Annotated in this window: 17 protein-coding genes; 5 read left to right on the top strand and 12 right to left on the bottom strand. The window is 63.2% G+C overall.

Going from position 1 to position 17,121, the window contains the following annotated elements; translation table 11 throughout:
- Positions 1–103 precede the first annotated feature (103 nt).
- The 4 genes from B0G74_RS13930 to B0G74_RS13915 all read left to right on the top strand — a co-directional run bounded on the left by B0G74_RS13930 (position 104) and on the right by B0G74_RS13915 (position 4,184).
- The gene (locus tag B0G74_RS13930; RefSeq protein ID WP_132375314.1) at positions 104–529 is read left to right on the top strand and encodes a TOBE domain-containing protein; all 426 of its coding nucleotides are present in this window, start codon (positions 104–106) and stop codon (positions 527–529) included.
- Between the two features lie 163 nt (positions 530–692).
- The gene (locus B0G74_RS13925) at positions 693–1,193 is read left to right on the top strand and encodes a GAF domain-containing protein (protein WP_132375312.1); all 501 of its coding nucleotides are present in this window, start codon (positions 693–695) and stop codon (positions 1,191–1,193) included.
- Positions 1,194–1,354: 161 nt separating this feature from the next.
- Positions 1,355–2,095 (top strand): Rieske (2Fe-2S) protein, encoded by a 741-nt coding sequence (locus B0G74_RS13920; protein ID WP_132375310.1) that lies wholly within the window; start codon positions 1,355–1,357, stop codon positions 2,093–2,095.
- A 379-nt stretch (positions 2,096–2,474) separates the two neighbouring features.
- Entirely contained in the window at positions 2,475–4,184 is a 1,710-nt protein-coding gene (locus B0G74_RS13915) for a GGDEF domain-containing phosphodiesterase (RefSeq protein WP_132375309.1), read from the top strand.
- Between the two features lie 57 nt (positions 4,185–4,241).
- On the opposite strand, the gene B0G74_RS13910 is transcribed toward B0G74_RS13915, so the two are convergent.
- Positions 4,242–4,457 (bottom strand): DUF2945 domain-containing protein, encoded by a 216-nt coding sequence (locus tag B0G74_RS13910; RefSeq protein WP_132375307.1) that lies wholly within the window; start codon positions 4,455–4,457, stop codon positions 4,242–4,244.
- Between the two features lie 187 nt (positions 4,458–4,644).
- Between B0G74_RS13910 and B0G74_RS13905 the strand changes: the two genes are divergently transcribed.
- On the top strand, positions 4,645–5,454 hold the full coding sequence (locus B0G74_RS13905; protein ID WP_132375306.1) for a mechanosensitive ion channel family protein: 810 nt from the start codon (positions 4,645–4,647) through the stop codon (positions 5,452–5,454).
- Positions 5,455–5,616: 162 nt separating this feature from the next.
- On the opposite strand, the gene B0G74_RS13900 is transcribed toward B0G74_RS13905, so the two are convergent.
- From B0G74_RS13900 to upp, 11 genes are all read right to left on the bottom strand, one after another.
- A complete protein-coding gene (locus B0G74_RS13900) occupies positions 5,617–6,717 on the bottom strand; it encodes a PHB depolymerase family esterase (RefSeq protein WP_132375304.1) in 1,101 nt (366 codons plus the stop codon).
- A gap of 88 nt (positions 6,718–6,805) precedes the next feature.
- Entirely contained in the window at positions 6,806–7,231 is a 426-nt protein-coding gene (locus B0G74_RS13895) for a CopG family transcriptional regulator (RefSeq protein ID WP_132375302.1), read from the bottom strand.
- Positions 7,232–8,253: 1,022 nt separating this feature from the next.
- Positions 8,254–9,723, bottom strand: a complete 1,470-nt coding sequence (rng, locus tag B0G74_RS13890) for a ribonuclease G (RefSeq protein WP_132375301.1) — start codon at positions 9,721–9,723, stop codon at positions 8,254–8,256.
- Between the two features lie 9 nt (positions 9,724–9,732).
- Complete coding sequence (locus B0G74_RS13885) at positions 9,733–10,362, bottom strand: Maf family protein (RefSeq protein ID WP_132375300.1); 630 nt, start codon at positions 10,360–10,362, stop codon at positions 9,733–9,735.
- 212 nt (positions 10,363–10,574) lie between these two features.
- Positions 10,575–11,045, bottom strand: a complete 471-nt coding sequence (gene rlmH / locus B0G74_RS13880) for a 23S rRNA (pseudouridine(1915)-N(3))-methyltransferase RlmH (RefSeq protein ID WP_091795971.1) — start codon at positions 11,043–11,045, stop codon at positions 10,575–10,577.
- A 46-nt stretch (positions 11,046–11,091) separates the two neighbouring features.
- Positions 11,092–11,550 (bottom strand): ribosome silencing factor, encoded by a 459-nt coding sequence (gene rsfS, locus B0G74_RS13875; RefSeq protein WP_132375298.1) that lies wholly within the window; start codon positions 11,548–11,550, stop codon positions 11,092–11,094.
- Between the two features lie 4 nt (positions 11,551–11,554).
- Positions 11,555–12,304: a nicotinate-nucleotide adenylyltransferase gene (locus tag B0G74_RS13870; protein WP_132375297.1), complete on the bottom strand. Its 750-nt coding sequence runs from the start codon at positions 12,302–12,304 to the stop codon at positions 11,555–11,557.
- A 16-nt stretch (positions 12,305–12,320) separates the two neighbouring features.
- On the bottom strand, positions 12,321–13,244 hold the full coding sequence (gene hemF / locus B0G74_RS13865) for an oxygen-dependent coproporphyrinogen oxidase (RefSeq protein ID WP_132375296.1): 924 nt from the start codon (positions 13,242–13,244) through the stop codon (positions 12,321–12,323).
- A gap of 272 nt (positions 13,245–13,516) precedes the next feature.
- Positions 13,517–14,815: a phosphoribosylamine--glycine ligase gene (gene purD, locus B0G74_RS13860; protein WP_132375294.1), complete on the bottom strand. Its 1,299-nt coding sequence runs from the start codon at positions 14,813–14,815 to the stop codon at positions 13,517–13,519.
- A gap of 236 nt (positions 14,816–15,051) precedes the next feature.
- Entirely contained in the window at positions 15,052–15,780 is a 729-nt protein-coding gene (locus tag B0G74_RS13855; protein ID WP_132375293.1) for a YebC/PmpR family DNA-binding transcriptional regulator, read from the bottom strand.
- Positions 15,781–16,246: 466 nt separating this feature from the next.
- Complete coding sequence (gene upp / locus B0G74_RS13850; protein ID WP_011487457.1) at positions 16,247–16,897, bottom strand: uracil phosphoribosyltransferase; 651 nt, start codon at positions 16,895–16,897, stop codon at positions 16,247–16,249.
- Between the last annotated feature and the right edge of the window lie 224 nt (positions 16,898–17,121).

The raw sequence follows: 17,121 nt of genomic DNA, 5'->3' as shown, positions 1-17,121 counted from the left end.
AGGCTGCCGCAGCCGGCGAGCGTTCCACCACGCTCACTGCTTAACCCCAACGCATGGCCTCGAAAGAACACTCGCTCGAGGCCGCCCAACCAAGGAGAACAACATGCAAACCAGCGCACGCAATCAATTCGCCGGCGAAGTCACCGAGCTCAAACATGGCGCCGTCAACGACGAAGTCACGCTGCGCACCCAGGAAGGTCTCGAGATCGTGTCGATCATCACCCACGGCAGTGCGACGTCGCTCGGCCTCGCGGTGGGCAAGAAAGCCTTTGCGCTGGTCAAGGCGTCGTCGGTGATCCTGATGGTCGACATCACGAAGGACCAGGTGTCGGCGCGCAATTGCATCGCCGGTACGGTATCGGCGGTCACGAAGGGCGCGGTGAATTCCGAAGTGTTGATCAGCGCCGGCGGCGCGCAGATTGCGGCGATCATCACCAATGAGAGCGTCGATCGCCTCGGCCTCGCAAACGGCAAAGCGGTGACGGCGATTTTCAAGGCATCGAGCGTGATTATCGGCGTCGATCAGTAATCGTCGTGTGGTTTTGCCCGTTGGCTTCATGTCCGCGTGGACGCCGACGGGTCCTTCGTGCACCTTGCGCCGCGGCGCCGGCGCGCGCCGTGAAGGAAACGGCGGCTTGCTTTAAACTGCACGACTCGCTGTTCCTCTTTCCGCTTTCATCACGGACGCCGTCATGTTCGAAGTCTCCTCCGCCTCCCATCTGCCCAAAGCCGCGCACTACGAAGAACTGGTCGCCCAGGCGCGCTCGCTGCTCGCCGACGAAACCGACTGGATCGCCAACGCTGCGAATTTTTCCGCCTTCGTGTTTCATTCCCTCAGTGATCTGAACTGGGCCGGCTTCTATTTCCACGACGGCCGCGAACTGGTCGTCGGACCGTTTCAGGGCAAGCCCGCGTGTGTGCGCATCGCGCTCGGCAAGGGCGTCTGCGGCACGGCCGCGCAAACTCGGCAGACGCAAGTGGTGCGCGACGTGCACGAGTTTCCCGGCCATATCGCCTGCGATTCGGCGTCGCAATCGGAAGTTGTCGTGCCGCTCGTCGCGCCGGACGGCACGCTGATCGGCGTGTGGGATGTGGACAGCCCGATCGTCGCGCGCTTTGACGAAGAAGACGCGAAGGGCATGGAAGCGCTGTGCGCGGTGTTCATCGAAGCGGCGTTGCCGCGCGCCGCGTAAAAAGCGCGGTCGCGGTGCGGCGGCTCGCTATGCTTTTCCGTACATAGAGTCAATGCATTTCAGGGGATGGGTCGGCGGACCTCATCCCGCTATCGTTCTCTCCAACGCGCTCGAGACAGCTCATGAGCGCGACGAACCCCCACCAGGTTCTGGAGACACGCATGAGTTCCGCCACTGCTTTTGCCAACGCTTCGGCCACCACCAGTCCGCTGACATTTCAACGTTCACCCGCGTTACCCCGCAATTGCACGTTCGATAGCCACGCCTGGGAGATTCTCAGCCGCTACTGGCATCCGGTGGCGTTTGCCGCCGAAGTCACCGACAAACCCATCAGCGTGACGCTGCTCGACGAACCGCTCGTGGTGTTCCGCTCGAACGGCCAACTGGTGAGCGCGCGCGATATCTGTCCGCATCGCGGCGCGCCGCTCAGCCAGGGATGGGTCGATAACGGCAACATCGTGTGCCCGTACCACGGTCTTGCCTATAACAGCGAAGGCAAGTGCAAGCACATTCCATCGCAAACGGACGGCCCGATTCCCGAGCGGCTGCATCTCGTCACTTATGCGACGCAGGAAGCGTACGGACTCGTGTGGGTGTCGCTGGGCGGCGGCATGGAAGCCTTGCCCGCGTTTCCGAACTGGAATGATCCCGACTTCCAGCAGATCCTGCCGCCTTCGATCGACATCAACGCATCGGCGGGACGGCAGACCGAAGGCTTCATCGACGTCGCGCATTTTGCGTGGATTCACCACGACAGTTTCGCCGACCGGCACAACCCGGTGGTGCCGCAGTATGGCCGTGGGAGGCGTGAACTAGCCCATAACAATCTTCCGTCTGACCGACCTCACTTTGTGATCGCTCGGTGTCTGAAAGGGGCCGGTCACCTCGAAGGTATCCGATGATTGCATTCGCGCCGCAAGCTCTCTCGCTTGCTGCTTTTTTTGCCGACAAGGATAGTACGGCGTAGGCTGGAAAAGTTTGCTTAGGAAGCCAGATATTTGGCGACGCTCATGAAGGATCGAATATCCCGGCAATAGCGAGGCTCGTATGGCGCGCGCAAGCGCGAGCGAGCCGGTCGGGAGGATTGGGGATTACACCAAGGGAAACGATTGGCGCGAAGAATGGGGGGCTCGCGAATTCGGCGAGGGCACGAAAGCCCGTTATCATACGCACGGTTGCCCGAAACATCGGACCGGAACTCGGGGTTTCACTATTTGCGCCCGCGCGCAAGAATACGTCCGATCGCTTTGACTACTCAGGAAAAAACAAAAGGCCGGCGCGATGCAAGTCCCCCTCTACGCCGACATGCGTACGCGCGATGCCGCGCTTGCCTCGGCGCCTTACGGCATGTTCATCTGCACCGCGGACGGCACGTTCGAGACCGTCAACGCCGCTTTCGAAAAGCTGACTCGATTTGCAGCGGAAGAACTGATTGGCCGGCGGACTTTCGAGTCTTTGTTCGATCCCGCCGAACTCGCCAAGCGCCGCGGAGAACTGTCGCCGCTTGCCACGGTGACTTCGCGCTATGAGGCCGAATGGAGTTTTTTGCGGCGCAATGGCACGCCGGTTCGCGTGGTGCTGGCGTTGGCGCCGCTCATCGCCGAGCCCGCGCATCCGGGTGGCCTCGCCAGCAGGCCGGCGCGCTACGTGGGCATCGCCATCGACATGACGCGTTACGCGCAATCGGAAGCGCGTCTCTGGTACGTCGCGCATCACGACGGCGTGACCCGTCTGCCCAACCAAACGCTATTTACTGAGCGCCTGGAACTGACGATCGCGCGTTGCCAGCGTAGCGGCAGCGGTTTTACTGTGCTGATCGCCGAGCTCGATCATCTGCGTAAACTGCGCGATGCGCTCGGGTTGCATGCGGCCGAACTCGTGCTGCAGATTGTCGGTGAACGGTTGCGCGGTCTCTTTCCGAACGACGGCACGATCGCCTCGATCGGCGGCACGCAGTTCGCCTTGCTGGTCAACGAAACAGGCGCGGCCGCCGATGCCTTCGCCGCCGAAGCACTGGGCCGCATCGCCGAGCCGATCGACTACGCCGGCACTGCCTTGAACATTACCGCGAGCATCGGCATCGTGGCTTATCCGGCCGACGGCGGCGATGCGCCTACGCTGATGCGTCGCGCGGGCGTGGCGTTGTCGGCGGCTTCGACGGTGAACGGCAATGCGGTGCGGCGGTTTTCCACCGCGCTGGAAGGTCAGGCGGCGCGCCGCTTCGAACTGCAAACCATGCTGCGCGATGCGATCGAGCGTCAGCAATTGCATCTCGTGTATCAACCGCAGGTGACGCTCTCCAATGGCCGCATCGCGCAAGTGGAGACGCTGCTGCGCTGGAACCATCCGCAGCGCGGTTTGATCAGTCCCGTCGAATTCGTGCCGGTCGCGGAGGAGGCGGGGTTGATCGAGCAGATCGGCGAATGGGTGATTCGAACCGCGTGCCGCGATGCAGGCAAATTATTGAGGCTGACCGGCACGTTGCCGCGCTTCGCGGTGAACGTGTCACCGCAACAGTTCCAGCGACAGAATCTCTTCGAGACGATCCGCGAGGCGTTGGAAGATGCCGCGCTCGACCCTTCATACCTCGAGGTGGAAATCACCGAAGGCGTTTTGCTCGGCGACACCGAACAGGCTGTGCAGACACTTTTTGCGTTGCGCGATCTGGGCGTGGAAGTCGCGGTGGACGACTTCGGCACCGGCTATTCGAGCCTTGCGTATCTGACGCGCTTTCCGCTGAATCGCCTGAAAATCGACCGCTCGTTTGTGATGCGCATGAGCACCGACCCGCAATGCGCGGCGCTGGTCGGCGCCATCATCGCGATGGCGCATGCGCTCAAACTGCGCGTGACGGCCGAAGGCGTCGAAACGGCCGAGCAGGCCGCGCAACTGGAAGCGCTCGGCTGCGACGAAGCGCAAGGCTTCTGGTTTTCGCGTCCGATCACCGTCGCGGCACTGCGTAATTTGCTGAGGCCGTTGGGCACTGTTTGACGCGCAGGTTTGCCGGCGGCATGGATGCATGCTCACACGCATGCTTAGCCATCCCTATCAATTCTTGACCCGATGCAATGCATCGCCGCGATGAACGGCATGCTTGCCGCTCTTCTCGCTTTGTACTTCGTAATGTGGATCGGATGTCGACGCATCGATGGTTCTGCCGTCCATAGTCGTATGGGTAGAAATGACTCGCACGATCTTGCCGTGGGTGACGCCTTGCGGCGTGTTCCAACTGACACGGTCGCCAGTCTTCAAATGTTGGGACATGAGGTCCTCCTTTGCCTGTACTAACGACAGCGTAAACTCCCTTGCTGTAAGGCTTTGCATGATTGCACTGCCCGTGTTCGCATGTTTAAGCAAGCAGCGTGCCTCTGTGCACGAAATGTAAAGGGCGGGAACGTATCCTGCTTCGTTGCGTCAAGACTCCTATACCGTAACGGAACGAAGACTCAAGATGAACGATCTCCTCGCGCGACTCTTTCACTTCCAGCCGTCGTTGCTCGTCACGCTGACGCACGACGCCCTTCATATCGTGCTGGCCGTGCTGATCCTCGTGATTGGCTGGTGGCTCTCGAATCGCGTCGGCGCGATGTTCGCCCGCGCGCTCGCGCGCACGCACGCGGATCCGACGCTCGCGCCGATGCTGGCGGCGATGAGCACCTGGGCCGTGCGAGTGCTCGTGTTCATCGCGGCGCTCAGCGAAGTCGGCATCGCGACCGCGAGCGTGCTGGCGGTGCTCGGCGCCGCCGGCCTCGCGATCGGACTCGCGTTGCAAGGCACGCTGCAGAATATCGCGGCCGGCATGATGCTGTTGATGTTGCGGCCGTTTCGCGTCGGCGACGTGATCGAAGGCAGCGGCGCGGCGGCCGGCATCGTGCGCGAAGTGGGACTCTTCACCACGCGCATCGAGCGCGGCGACGGCAACGCCGTGTTCGTGCCGAATAGCCAGATCTGGAGCAATCCGGTGATCAACTACAGCAGCGGCGGCACGCAGCGCATCGAGGTCGAAGTGGGCCTCGCGCAGCGCAAGGACGTCGACGCCGCGATCGGCGAATTGAAGAAGCTGGTCGCAGACGAACCGCGCGTGCTGAGCGGCGCCACGCTCGCACCGATCGTCACGGTAGCGGACTATCCTGACGATGGCGGCGCGACGCTGCGCATTGCGGCGTGGGTGCGCACACCGGACGCGTCGCTCGCCAGCGGGGACCTGCACGAGCACGCGCAGGCCGCGCTTGAGCAGGCGGGCTGCCCGGTCGCGGCGTAGGCCGCGGCGCGGCATTTACCGGGGCCTTTTATCGCTCGCCCGCGCTGCTATAGCGCACGAGGCGCCTCTTGCAAAATGCGTCTCGCCCAAGCGGCTGTATAACCGGCAGTCCGGTCATTCATATTCAACCGGACTAGCTTGGTCCGGCGCCGATGTGCCGACTCAGTGCAGGCGCGGATGGGCGAGGAAGAATCGCACCATTTCCGCGGCGGCGTCGGGACCGGACGGGTCCGTGTACGAACCGTGCTGACTGCCGCCGGACCACGCGTGACCCGCGCCGTGAATCGACCAGGACTCCGCTTCGACGCCGTTGGCCGCCATGTGCCGTTGCTGTGTATAGGTGCGCCGTCCGCTTGCAGCGCCGGATTGCGTGCTGACGGTGGTGGTGCCGGCGTCGAAGGGCGCAACGATCTGCGCCGCGTTCGACGGATGGACTGTCGTGTCAGCGTCGCCATGAAACACGATCAGCGGACGTTGCGGCGCGGCATGTGTGCGATTGCGTGGCGCCTTGCCGCCTTTCATCGCGGCGAGCGCCGAAGGCAGGCCTTTCGCGCATCCATAGGGGAGGCCCGAGTGCACACCCGCTGCCGCGTAAAGATCGGGCGACGTTTTCAGCATGACGTCCGCCATCGCACCGCCCGCCGACAGACCCGCCACATACACGCGCGCCGGATCGACGCGATAGCGCGCCATCACCTCGCGCGTAATGCCGGCGATCAAGGACGGCTCGCCTTGATCGCGCAGCTGATCGGCAGGTTTGAACCAGTTCCAGCACTTCGAATGATTGGCCGCTTGCGCCTGATTCGGATACACGACGATGAAGCCGTGACGCTCGGCCATTTCGTTCATGCGCGTGCCGGCGGCGAAGTCGTCGGCGTTCTGCGTGCAGCCGTGCAGCATCACGATCAGCGGCAATGGTTCGGTCTTGTAGACAGCGGGCACGTAGAGCTTGTACTGGCGTTGTCCGGCTGCGTTGCTGAACGTGTGCGTGCTGAAGGTGCCCGGTGTGTCGGCGTCCAAAGTCGGCGCGGCAGGGGCGTGCGGAGCGGGGCTCGCTGGCGTTTGCGGCTGCGTCCACGCTTGCGCCCATTCGCTGGCATTCGAAGGCGTGTGCGGTGTTTGCACCGGGTCCACGTGGACATTGTTCGCGTTGTGGCCCGAGAGCGCGCGCTGAACCGCCGCCGTGGCTTCTTTGGGACCCTTCGTGCGCAATAGCTCGAAGGCGTCTTTCATCGATTTCAGGAAGTCTTCGTTCATTTTCATGATGGTTTGTATTGACCTGTGTGGGGCGTGGTTGAGAGTCGACTGATGGGTCGCCCGTTCAGCCACGGTAATGAGTCGAGCATCGCGCCTAGCTGATGCGGCCGGCGAGCGCCGCCTTGACCGCGGGCGACGCATGAAAGGCACCGAGCACCACCACCGATGCAATCGTGGCCGCCGCGAGTTCGGGCGGCACATCGGCTGCGATGCTGGCGAGGCCGAGCACGTGAATGTCGAGTTGTTCGTGCGCGGCCTGAGCGGCTTCGAGATCCTGTCGCGAGAAGTGCTGCAGGCCGAGCACCATGGCACGCCGGGTCACCGTTTCCGTGACGATCTGGGCGTGCACCGCGAGCTGGTTGCGGATTGCTGTGCGGATCAGGTCGGTGCGGTTCGAGTAAAAGCCTTCTTCGACCAATAGATCGATCTGACCGAGGTCGATCGGGCCCAGGTTGATGGTGATTTTTTCGGTCTCGCCGCCTTTGGGGCGCGAGGTGTTGATGAGATTGAGTTTGGGCATTTGCACTCCGGGAGGCATCTAGGTGCCATCCAATTAACATCCAGTGGGATGGTTATACGCCTCTCGATGGGGTGCGGTCAATGAGGAAATTGGGGGTTCGTTCGGGAGTGGGTGTGGGCGCTAGGCTCGGTGGCGAGGCCTATCGCTTCAATGCTGGGTTGGGTTTGGTCACCGGATTACTCCCGGTGAGCTTTGCGGAACCCGCGACGGGATGGCTGGCGCGGGACGTCGGCTAGGGCAGTCTGGCTAGCAGCCGGTCGTATAGCGATGGCGGTAGATGAATCGTTCCCAAGTCGGCACCGCTCTCGTCTCCGCGCTCGTAACGCAGTGCATCGCGTTCCCAATAAAGCCTGGCGGCGTCGTCGGTGTAGCTTCTATATGTTCTCTCAGCCAGAAGTTGCTGGCTTGGCTGCTCATAGAGCCGCAAGACAGTATGCGATCCAAGGTAACAGCCCCGTGCCGTATAGCGGCCATCGGCCGATTGCGCATCGTCGCAGTCTGTCGGCTTAACGATCGAACGTAGTCTCGCGCCGTCCCAATAGCTCCAAGCGGAAACGAATGCCGCCACAACGCAGACACCGACAATGGTTCGTTTGACCGAAGTCATTGCAATCAGTTTGGCCCGCTCATTGCGTCCGTCGCTGCTGGTAAGGCTCGGGTGCGGGCGGAATCGATAAGCCCGGCGGAGCTTTGTTCATCGAGATAATCAGATCTGGGACGGGAAGGCACCCGTTCTCAGCGTCACACCGGCTCCAGCGCCATAGAATCTTGTTGATTCTTTAATACGCGATTTTTCGTAATCAGCGGTCGACATGTTTGTTTTTGCCGGGCAATTTTCGAGTTCCGATTAGTGGCCGTTCTCTCGTTTCCGTCATATCGGGAAAGCCATCCTAATCGGTAACCGCGTCTCGAAAAACTGCTTTATGTTGTTTCTCCTAGCACAAACCAATCGCACCGCCAGCCGCGCACGATACCTTGGGCGACATCAATAAAAAGCCGGCCATTGCGCGACGTGAACTAACCTACATCAGCACAATATCGTACTGCTCCTGACTCAGATTCGACTCGACCTGCAGCGACACCGGCTTCCCAATAAAATCAATCAGCATCGCCAGATGCTGCGACTCTTCCTCGAGAAACAGATCGATCACCTGCTGCGACGCCACCACGCGGAACTCGCGCGGATTGAACTGGCGCGACTCACGCAGAATCTCGCGCAGCACGTCGTAACACACCGTACGCGGCGTCTTGACCTGCCCCTTCCCCTGGCAAACCGGACAAGGCTCACACAACACATGCGCGAGAGATTCACGCGTACGCTTGCGCGTCATCTCGACAAGCCCGAGCTGCGAGAACCCATTCACCGTCACACGCGTGCGATCGCGCGACAACGCCTTCTTCAATTCGCCCAGCACCTGATCACGATGCTCGACATTCTCCATATCGATGAAGTCGATGATGATCACGCCACCCAGATTGCGCAGACGTAATTGCCGCGCAATGGTGTGCGCGGCTTCGAGGTTGGTCTTGAAGATCGTATCGTCGAAGTTGCGCGCGCCGACATAGCCGCCGGTGTTCACGTCGATGGTCGTCATCGCTTCAGTCTGGTCGATCACGAGATAACCGCCCGACTTCAGATCCACCCGGCGCGACAACGCGCGCTGAATTTCCGCCTCGATGTTGTACAGATCGAAGAGCGGCCGCTCGCCGGTGTAGTGGTGCAGCTTCGACGACACTGCCGGCGTGAACTCGGCCGCGAAATCGGCCAGCATCTGATACGTCTCGCGCGAGTCCACCTGAATGCGCGACGATTCGTCGTTGACGAAATCGCGCAGCACGCGTTGCGCGAGATTCAGATCCTGATACAGCAGGCTCGTCGACGGCATGCGCTGCCCTTGAGACAGAATCGTCGCCCACGTCTTGCGCAGATACGCGACGTCGCCGGCCAGCTCTTCGCTGGTCGCATCTTCCGCGATGGTGCGCACGATGTAGCCGCCTTTCTCGTCGGCGGGCAGCACGGCGGTCAGACGCGCACGCACGGCTTCACGTTCGGCTTCGCTCTCGATCTTCTGCGAGATGCCGATATGCGGCTCCTGCGGCAGATACACGAGCGTGCGCCCGGCAATGCTCACTTGCGTGGACAGGCGCGCGCCCTTGGTGCCGATCGGATCCTTCACGACCTGCACCATCAGCGTCTGCCCTTCGAAGACGATTTTCTCGATCGGTTGATGCGGCGTCTGATGCTGCGGTTCGCCGGCAATGCGCGGATGCCAGATGTCGGCGACATGAAGGAACGCGGCGCGTTCGAGACCGATGTCGATGAAGGCGGATTGCATGCCCGGCAACACGCGTACGACCTTGCCGAGATAGACGTTGCCGACGCGGCCACGCGACAGAGTTCGCTCGACGTGAAGTTCCTGGACGGCGCCTTGTTGGACCAGCGCGACGCGCGTTTCCTGCGGCGTGACATTGATCAGGATTTCTTCATTCATGGTGTTATTTTAGAAGTCGATGCGCGCTGCACGCAGGAGGGCAGCACATTCAAAAAGCGGCAAACCCATGATACCTGAATAGGACCCGTCGATATGCTCGATAAACTCCGCGGCGCGCCCCTGCACACCATACGCGCCCGCCTTGCCGAGCGGCTCGCCGCTCGCCGCATAGCGGCGAATCGCGTCTGCGTGCAGTGCAGCAAAACGCACCTTCGACACGGATAGCGCGGCCGGCAGCAACATACCCTCGGCATCGACCACGGCCACGGCCGTCAGCACTTCGTGGTCGCGGCCGGCGAGGCGCTTGAGCATCGCGACGGCGTCGTCGGCATCGACGGGCTTGCCGAGAATCGCGTCGTCGATCGTGACGGTTGTATCCGCAACCAGAATCGGCCGCGCCGCATGGCCGCCGGCCACGAGGCGCGCGCGTGCCGCATGCGCCTTGGCGACGCATACGCGCTGCACATAGTCGTGCGCGCGCTCGCCGGGCAGCTCGGCTTCGAGCGCTTCCGCGTCTTCATCGGGACGCGGCAGCAGCAGTTCGAAACGCACGCCGAGCTGTTGCAGCAGCTCCTGGCGGCGCGGACTCTGCGAAGCGAGATAGACGAACGGATGCAGCGAAGCGGCGGACGTGGACATGAACAGGTCTCGATGAAGCGGATTGTATGAGGGTTCGGCGAGCGTGCCGGTCGAGCGTCGATCAGCGTCTGGTGAACGCTATCGCCGCGCGCACAAAAACACGCGCGTCGACATGCGATTCACTCAGCGCAGGCGATGCGGCGGAAAGCGCCCGGAAAGCGCGCGCGGCAACACGCGACAAAGCCGCGCGCTACACACGCCGCCTCGTTCGCTCACACGCGATGATAGGGGTGATTTTGCGTGATGGTCCACGCGCGGTAAAGCTGTTCGGCAAGCAGCACGCGGACCATCGCGTGCGGCAAAGTCAGGCTGGAGACGCGCAGCAGCATATCGGCGCGCGCTTTCAGATCGGGATCGAGCCCGTCGGCACCGCCGATCAGGAACGCCACGTCGCGGCCGTCCTGCTGCCAGCCGGGCAGGGCGCCGGCGAGCTGCATGGTGGTCCAGTCCTTGCCGCGTTCGTCGAGCGCGACGATCCGCGCGTTCTTCGGTAACGCGGCTTCGATCTTGAGCCGCTCGGCGGCCATCACGCTTTCCGCCGGCCGTCCCGACGAACGCTGCTCGGGTTTGATTTCGCGCAGTTCGATGCGCAGCTCGGGCGGCATGCGCTTCGCGTATTCGTCGAAGCCTGTGGCGATCCAGTCCGGCATCTTGTGGCCGACGGCGAGGATATGCAGTTTCATGACGAAGAGAGTCGCGGACGATTACCGTAAGCCGGCCAAAGCCCGCTTACTTGCGGCGTACGGCCGTCTTGCGCGCGGGCTTCTTCACGGCCGGCGCTGCTTCGTCTTCGTCCTCGTCTTCATCGGGCTCACTCGAGCGCGCGCCACCGAACGGGTCCGGCGTGGACAGCTTGATGCGCACCGGCTTGTCGCCCCAGATTTCTTCGAGGTTGTAGTACTGGCGCAGGGCCGGCTGCAGGATGTGCACGATGGCGTCGCCGCAATCCACCAGCACCCATTCGCCGATGTCCTCGCCCTCGGTGCTGATGATGTCGCCGCCGGCCTCCTTGACGCTCTCGCGCACGCTCGAAGCGAGCGCCTTGGTTTGCCGGTTCGAGGTGCCGCTCGCGACGATCACGCGATCGAACAGCGCGGTCAGGTGGCTGGTGTTGAACACCTTGATGTCTTGCGCCTTGACGTCTTCGAGAGCGTCGACGATCACGCGTTGCAGTTTGCGAATATCCATGAGGTTACCGGTGGTACAGATGATGTTGAAGAATATAGTCCCACACCGCGGTGGGGACATGGCTCGCCGCCTGGTCTTGCTGTTCGCCGCCCGCGAGGGCAAGCCGCCGGTTCACCTGCTCGCGCAGATGCGCGCGAATGTCGGTGGCCGAAACGTTGAACGCAAGCGTCGTATCGATCAGCAAGTGGCCGCAGGGCGTGGCTTGCAGAACGTCGGCGCGGGCACGGCGCGCGTCGATTTCTTGAGCGACCACCGGCGGAATCGACGCGAGGTCGAAACCGGGCCGGGTGGCCGCGCAGATATGGGCGAACTCGAACAGGCGCCGCCAGTCGCGCCATGTGTCGAGATGCACCAGTTGATCCGCGCCGATCAGGAGCGCAATCGAAGCGTCCTCACCTTCGCGTTCACGCCAGCGTTGCAGCGTGTCGAGCGTGTAAGTCGGGCCGTCGTGATCGATCTCGTCAGTCGCGACACGCACGGTCGCGCCCGGCAGCACCAGTTCGCTCGCCGCCGCGCGCGTCATGGCAAGGCGATGCACGGCCGGCGAAACGTCCGATTTTTGCCAGGGCTGGCCGGCCGGCAGCAGCACGAGTTCGGTCAGTTTCAGCACATGCGCGAAACGCCGCGCGAGCGCGAGGTGGCCGTCGTGGATCGGATCGAAAGTGCCGCCGAGCAGTCCGATCCGGCGAGGCAGGGCAACAGGATGAGCGTTCGGCTTCAGGTGAAGATCCTTTGTCGTGACGATTCGAGTGATGCGCGGGCGCGGCCCGTCACAGCCACTCGCGCGGCACGAGAAAATCGCTATAAAGACGCGCTTCCGGCGTGCCCGGTTCGGGCTGCCAGTTGTAGCGCCAGTTCACCACAGGCGGCATCGACATCAGGATCGATTCCGTGCGTCCGCCGCTCTGCAGCCCAAACAGTGTGCCACGGTCGAAGACCAGATTGAACTCGACGTAGCGCCCGCGCCGGTAAGCCTGGAAATCGCGCTCGGCTTGACCGTACGGAATGTTGCGGCGCTTTTCGATGATCGGCAGGTACGCTTTGAGGAACGCGTCGCCGACACTCTTGAGCATCGCGAACGATTGGTCGAAGCCCGGCGCCGAGAAATCGTCGAAGAAAATCCCGCCGATGCCACGCGCTTCGTTGCGGTGCTTGAGGAAGAAATATTCGTCGCACCAGCGCTTGAAACTCGGGTACAGGTCCTCGCCATAAGGCAGCAGCGCGTCGCGGCAGGTGCGGTGGAAGTGCTGCGCGTCTTCCTCGTAGCCGTAGTACGGCGTGAGGTCCATGCCGCCGCCGAACCAGAACACCGGCTCTTCGCCGGCCTTGGTCGCGATCAGCAGACGCACGTTCATATGCACGGTCGGACAGTGCGGATTGTGCGGGTGCAGCACGAGCGACAAGCCCATCGCTTCGAAACCCCGCCCGGCCAGTTGCGGCCGCGCCGCGCTCGCCGAACCCGGCAAGGCGTCGCCCGCGACATCCGAGAAACCGATGCCGGCCCGCTCGAAGAAATTGCCGCCTTCCAGAATCCGCGTGCAGCCGCCGCCGCGCAGCTTCTCGCCGGGGACGCGCTGCCATGCGTCGGTTGCGAACGGCGTGCCGTCGAACGCGCCGAGCGTGTCCGCGATATGCGTTTGCAGGCCTTGCAGCCAGCTGCGCACGGCCTGTGCGTCGTAGCTCGAATCGGTCATGAATGCAGATGCTGAGGGCGGCACGCTCGTCGTGCCGCGGGTTCTTCGTGAAGGGCGACGGCCGGGCCCGCGTCAGGGTGGAACCTGCGAAGGCGCGGCCATTCAGTTTTTCGCGCCGGGCGGGATACTGCCGCCCTAGTCAGGCCACGTCGGGCCTGCATCGGCCCATATCGGCCCACATGCTGCGGTGCGCGCGGTGACCGGGGTCAAACCGGCCGAAAACCCGCAGTGTAGCGCTGTTGGCGCCGCACGCGGGCGAGTGGGGTCATGGCTTAATGCTTGCCTTCGGTCTTGGCGTCGTGCTTGCGGTTCAACGCACGGTAGCCGATGTCGCGACGATACTGCATGCCGTCGAACGAGATCTGGTTGATCGTTTCGTACGCGACCGACTGCGCGCTGCGCACCGAATCCGCCAGACCGACCACGCACAGCACGCGGCCGCCCGAGGTGGTCAGCTTGCCGTCCGCCAACGTGGTGCCGGCGTGGAACGTGACCGAATCCGCGGTTTCAGCCGGAATGTCGTTGATGCGGTCGCCCTTGCGCGGCGTGTCCGGATAGTTGTACGCGGCGAGCACGACACCGAGCGCGGTGCGGCGATCCCACTCCAGTTCCACCGTGTCGAGCGTACCGGCGATGGCCTGCTCGACCACCTTCGAATAGTCGCCCTTCAGACGCGCCATGATCGGCTGCGTTTCCGGGTCGCCCATGCGGCAGTTGAATTCGAGCGTTTTCGGATTGCCTTGCGCGTCGATCATCAGACCAGCGTACAGGAAGCCGGTGTAGCGGATGCCTTCCTTCTCCATGCCGCGCACCGTCGGCAGGATGATTTCGCGCATCACGCGGGCATGCAGTTGCGGCGTGACGATCGGCGCGGGCGAATAGGCGCCCATGCCGCCCGTGTTCGGCCCCTGGTCGCTGTCGAGCAGGCGCTTGTGATCCTGGCTCGAAGCGAGCGGCAGCACATGCTTGCCGTCGACCATCACGATGAAGCTCGCTTCCTCGCCGGCGAGGAATTCCTCGATCACGACACGCGCGCCGGCATCGCCGAGCTTGTTGTCCGACAGCATCATGTCGACCGCGGCGTGCGCTTCTTCCAGCGTTTGCGCGACCACCACGCCCTTGCCCGCGGCGAGGCCGTCGGCCTTGATGACGATCGGCGCGCCCTTGGCGTCGAGATACGCGTGTGCGGCGGCGACGTCGGCGAAGGTTTCGTATTCGGCCGTCGGGATCGCGTGGCGCTTCATGAACGCCTTGGCGAAGTCTTTCGAGCTTTCGAGCTGAGCGGCTTCTTTGGTCGGCCCGAAAATCTTCAGGCCGCGCGAGCGGAACAGATTGACGATGCCGGCCGCCAGCGGCGCTTCCGGCCCGACCAGAGTGAAGGCGATCTGTTCTCTTTCGACGAAATCGGCGAGCGCAGCTGGCTCGGTGATGTCGACGTTGCGCAGACGCTCGTCCTGGGCGGTGCCGCCGTTGCCAGGAGCCACGTAGACGAGCTGAACCCGCGGCGATTGCGCGAGCTTCCATGCGAGTGCATGTTCGCGACCGCCGGAACCGACGACGAGTAACTTCATGTGAATCCCCGAGACTTAAAAACCATAAACGGCTGACGCAGCACGCTCAGCCGTGGAATAACAACGAGGTTCGCATTGGGCCCGCAGCCGGTGACGGCGCAGGGCATAGTGCGAACCCGGGTGGAAGCGCGGTGCAAAACCACACGCACGTCCGCTCAGCAACGACGCGAGGGTCAACCGGCAGAGGGTGGCGCGGCTCGACACGAGCCCGCGCGCCACGCGCTGCCGGGGCGCGCTCATTCGTCGGCGATCGCGGCGTTTGTATAGACTTCCTGCACGTCGTCCAGATTCTCCAGCGCGTCGAGCAGCTTCTGCATTTTCACCGCCTCGTCGCCGGTGAACTCGACTTCCGTCTGAGGTTTCATCGTCACCTCGGCCAGCTCGGCCTTGAAGCCCGCGGCTTCCAGCGCGGACTTCACCTTCGGGAAATCGTTCGGCGGGCACAGCACTTCGATACTGCCGTCTTCGTTCGTGACGACGTCGTCGGCGCCGGCTTCGAGCGCGGCTTCCATCAGCTTGTCTTCCGGCGTTCCGGGCGCGAACAGGAACTGGCCGACGTGATCGAACATGAAGGACACCGAGCCGTCCGTGCCCATGTTGCCGCCGTTCTTCGAGAACGCGTGACGCACTTCCGCCACCGTACGCGTGCGGTTGTCGGTCATGGTGTCGACGATCACCGCCGCGCCGCCGATGCCGTAGCCTTCGTAGCGGATTTCTTCGTAGCTTGCGCCATCAACACCGCCCACGCCACGCTGGATCGCGCGGTTGACGTTATCTTTCGGCATGTTGGCGTCGTACGCCTTTTCGACGGCGAGCCGCAGGCGCGGGTTCGAGTCGATGTCGCCGCCGCCCATGCGAGCCGCGACCTGGATTTCCTTGATGAGCCGCGTCCAGACCTTGCCGCGCTTGGCGTCGGCCGCTGCTTTCTTATGCTTGATGTTGGCCCATTTCGAATGACCCGCCATACCTTTCTCCATCGCGCGCGCCAGTGGGGCGCACGCATTGTGCAATTGTCGTTGCGATGCCGGGCGCTTGCGCGTGTTTGCGTGTTTTGCGCCTCGATGTCAAACCGTCCGCTACCTGACTGTCCGGCTCAACCGTTCGTGGCTACCGCCTGTGACTAGCCCTCCGCAACCAGGCGTTTCAAGCCTGATCACGCCCAGCCGAGCCCGGCTAGCGGGCCCGCGGGTTGGCAGCGCGATTGGGACGGGGCGCGGTGCGGCTGGCACGCGGCAAACGCCGCGCCGGCCTGCCAGGCCCCGCGAAAGGCGCCGTGCGCCAGGCGGTGGTGCGAGTTGAGCCGCTCTTTGAGCGGATTCGAATTTTATCACGCCGCAGGGGTGCGGCAGAGGGCGAGATAGTGGCAAACGCTGCGAAAAGTGCGCAACAGCGGCGTCTGATGCTCGCCGTCACGCAGTTTTCAGGCCGCTTTCAATTTTTCGTGCCGAACAGGCGGTCGCCGGCGTCGCCGAGACCCGGCACGATGTACGCGTGCTCGTTCAGATGCGAATCGAGCGAGGCGACATACAGCTTGACGTCCGGATGGGCGTCCTGAAACACCTGCACGCCTTCGGGCGCGGCGACCAGCGCGAGGAACAGGATGTTCTCGCCGGCCACGTTGCGGCGCTTGAGCACGTCGACCGCGTGCACGGCGGAGTAGCCGGTCGCGACCATCGGATCGCACAGAATGAACACGCGATCTTCGAGGTCGGGCAGGCGCACCAGATATTCGACCGGCCGATGGTCCTCGGCGCGATACACGCCGATGTGGCCCACCCGCGCCGACGGCACCAGCTCCAGCAGGCCGTCCGACATGCCGATGCCGGCCCGCAGCACCGGCACGATCGCCAGCTTCTTGCCGGCGATTACCGGCGCGTCGATCTCGACGAGCGGCGTGGTCAGGCGGCGCGTGGTCATGGGCAGATTGCGGGTGATTTCGTAGCCCATCAGCAACGTGATTTCGCGCAGCAGTTCGCGGAACGTGCGAGTCGAGGTATCCCGGTCGCGCATATGCGACAGCTTGTGCTGGATCAGCGGGTGATCGAGGATGAAGAGATTGGGAAAACGGCTGTCCTGGGTCATGGCGGGTGCGCACGGGGCGGCTAGAGGGATCGGTTCGGCGCGCCGCACGGCCGGTGAACCGGCTGGCTGGCGGACGCGCCACGGCGCAAGTTTACCGAAAGAGTGCCGCCCGAAGATACCGGAGATTGCAGCGGCCCGGCGCAGTCCGGCACCGATTCTTCTAGAATCGGGGAAACTTTGCCGCGAGAGGGCATCCAGAGCTGTCGCTTCGCGCCTGACGCGCA

The sequence above is a fragment of the Paraburkholderia sp. BL9I2N2 genome, from assembly GCF_004339745.1.
GTDB lineage: Bacteria > Pseudomonadota > Gammaproteobacteria > Burkholderiales > Burkholderiaceae > Paraburkholderia.
The sequence above is the reverse complement of the archived record's forward strand: the minus strand, read 5'-3'. Positions and strand labels throughout refer to the sequence as shown.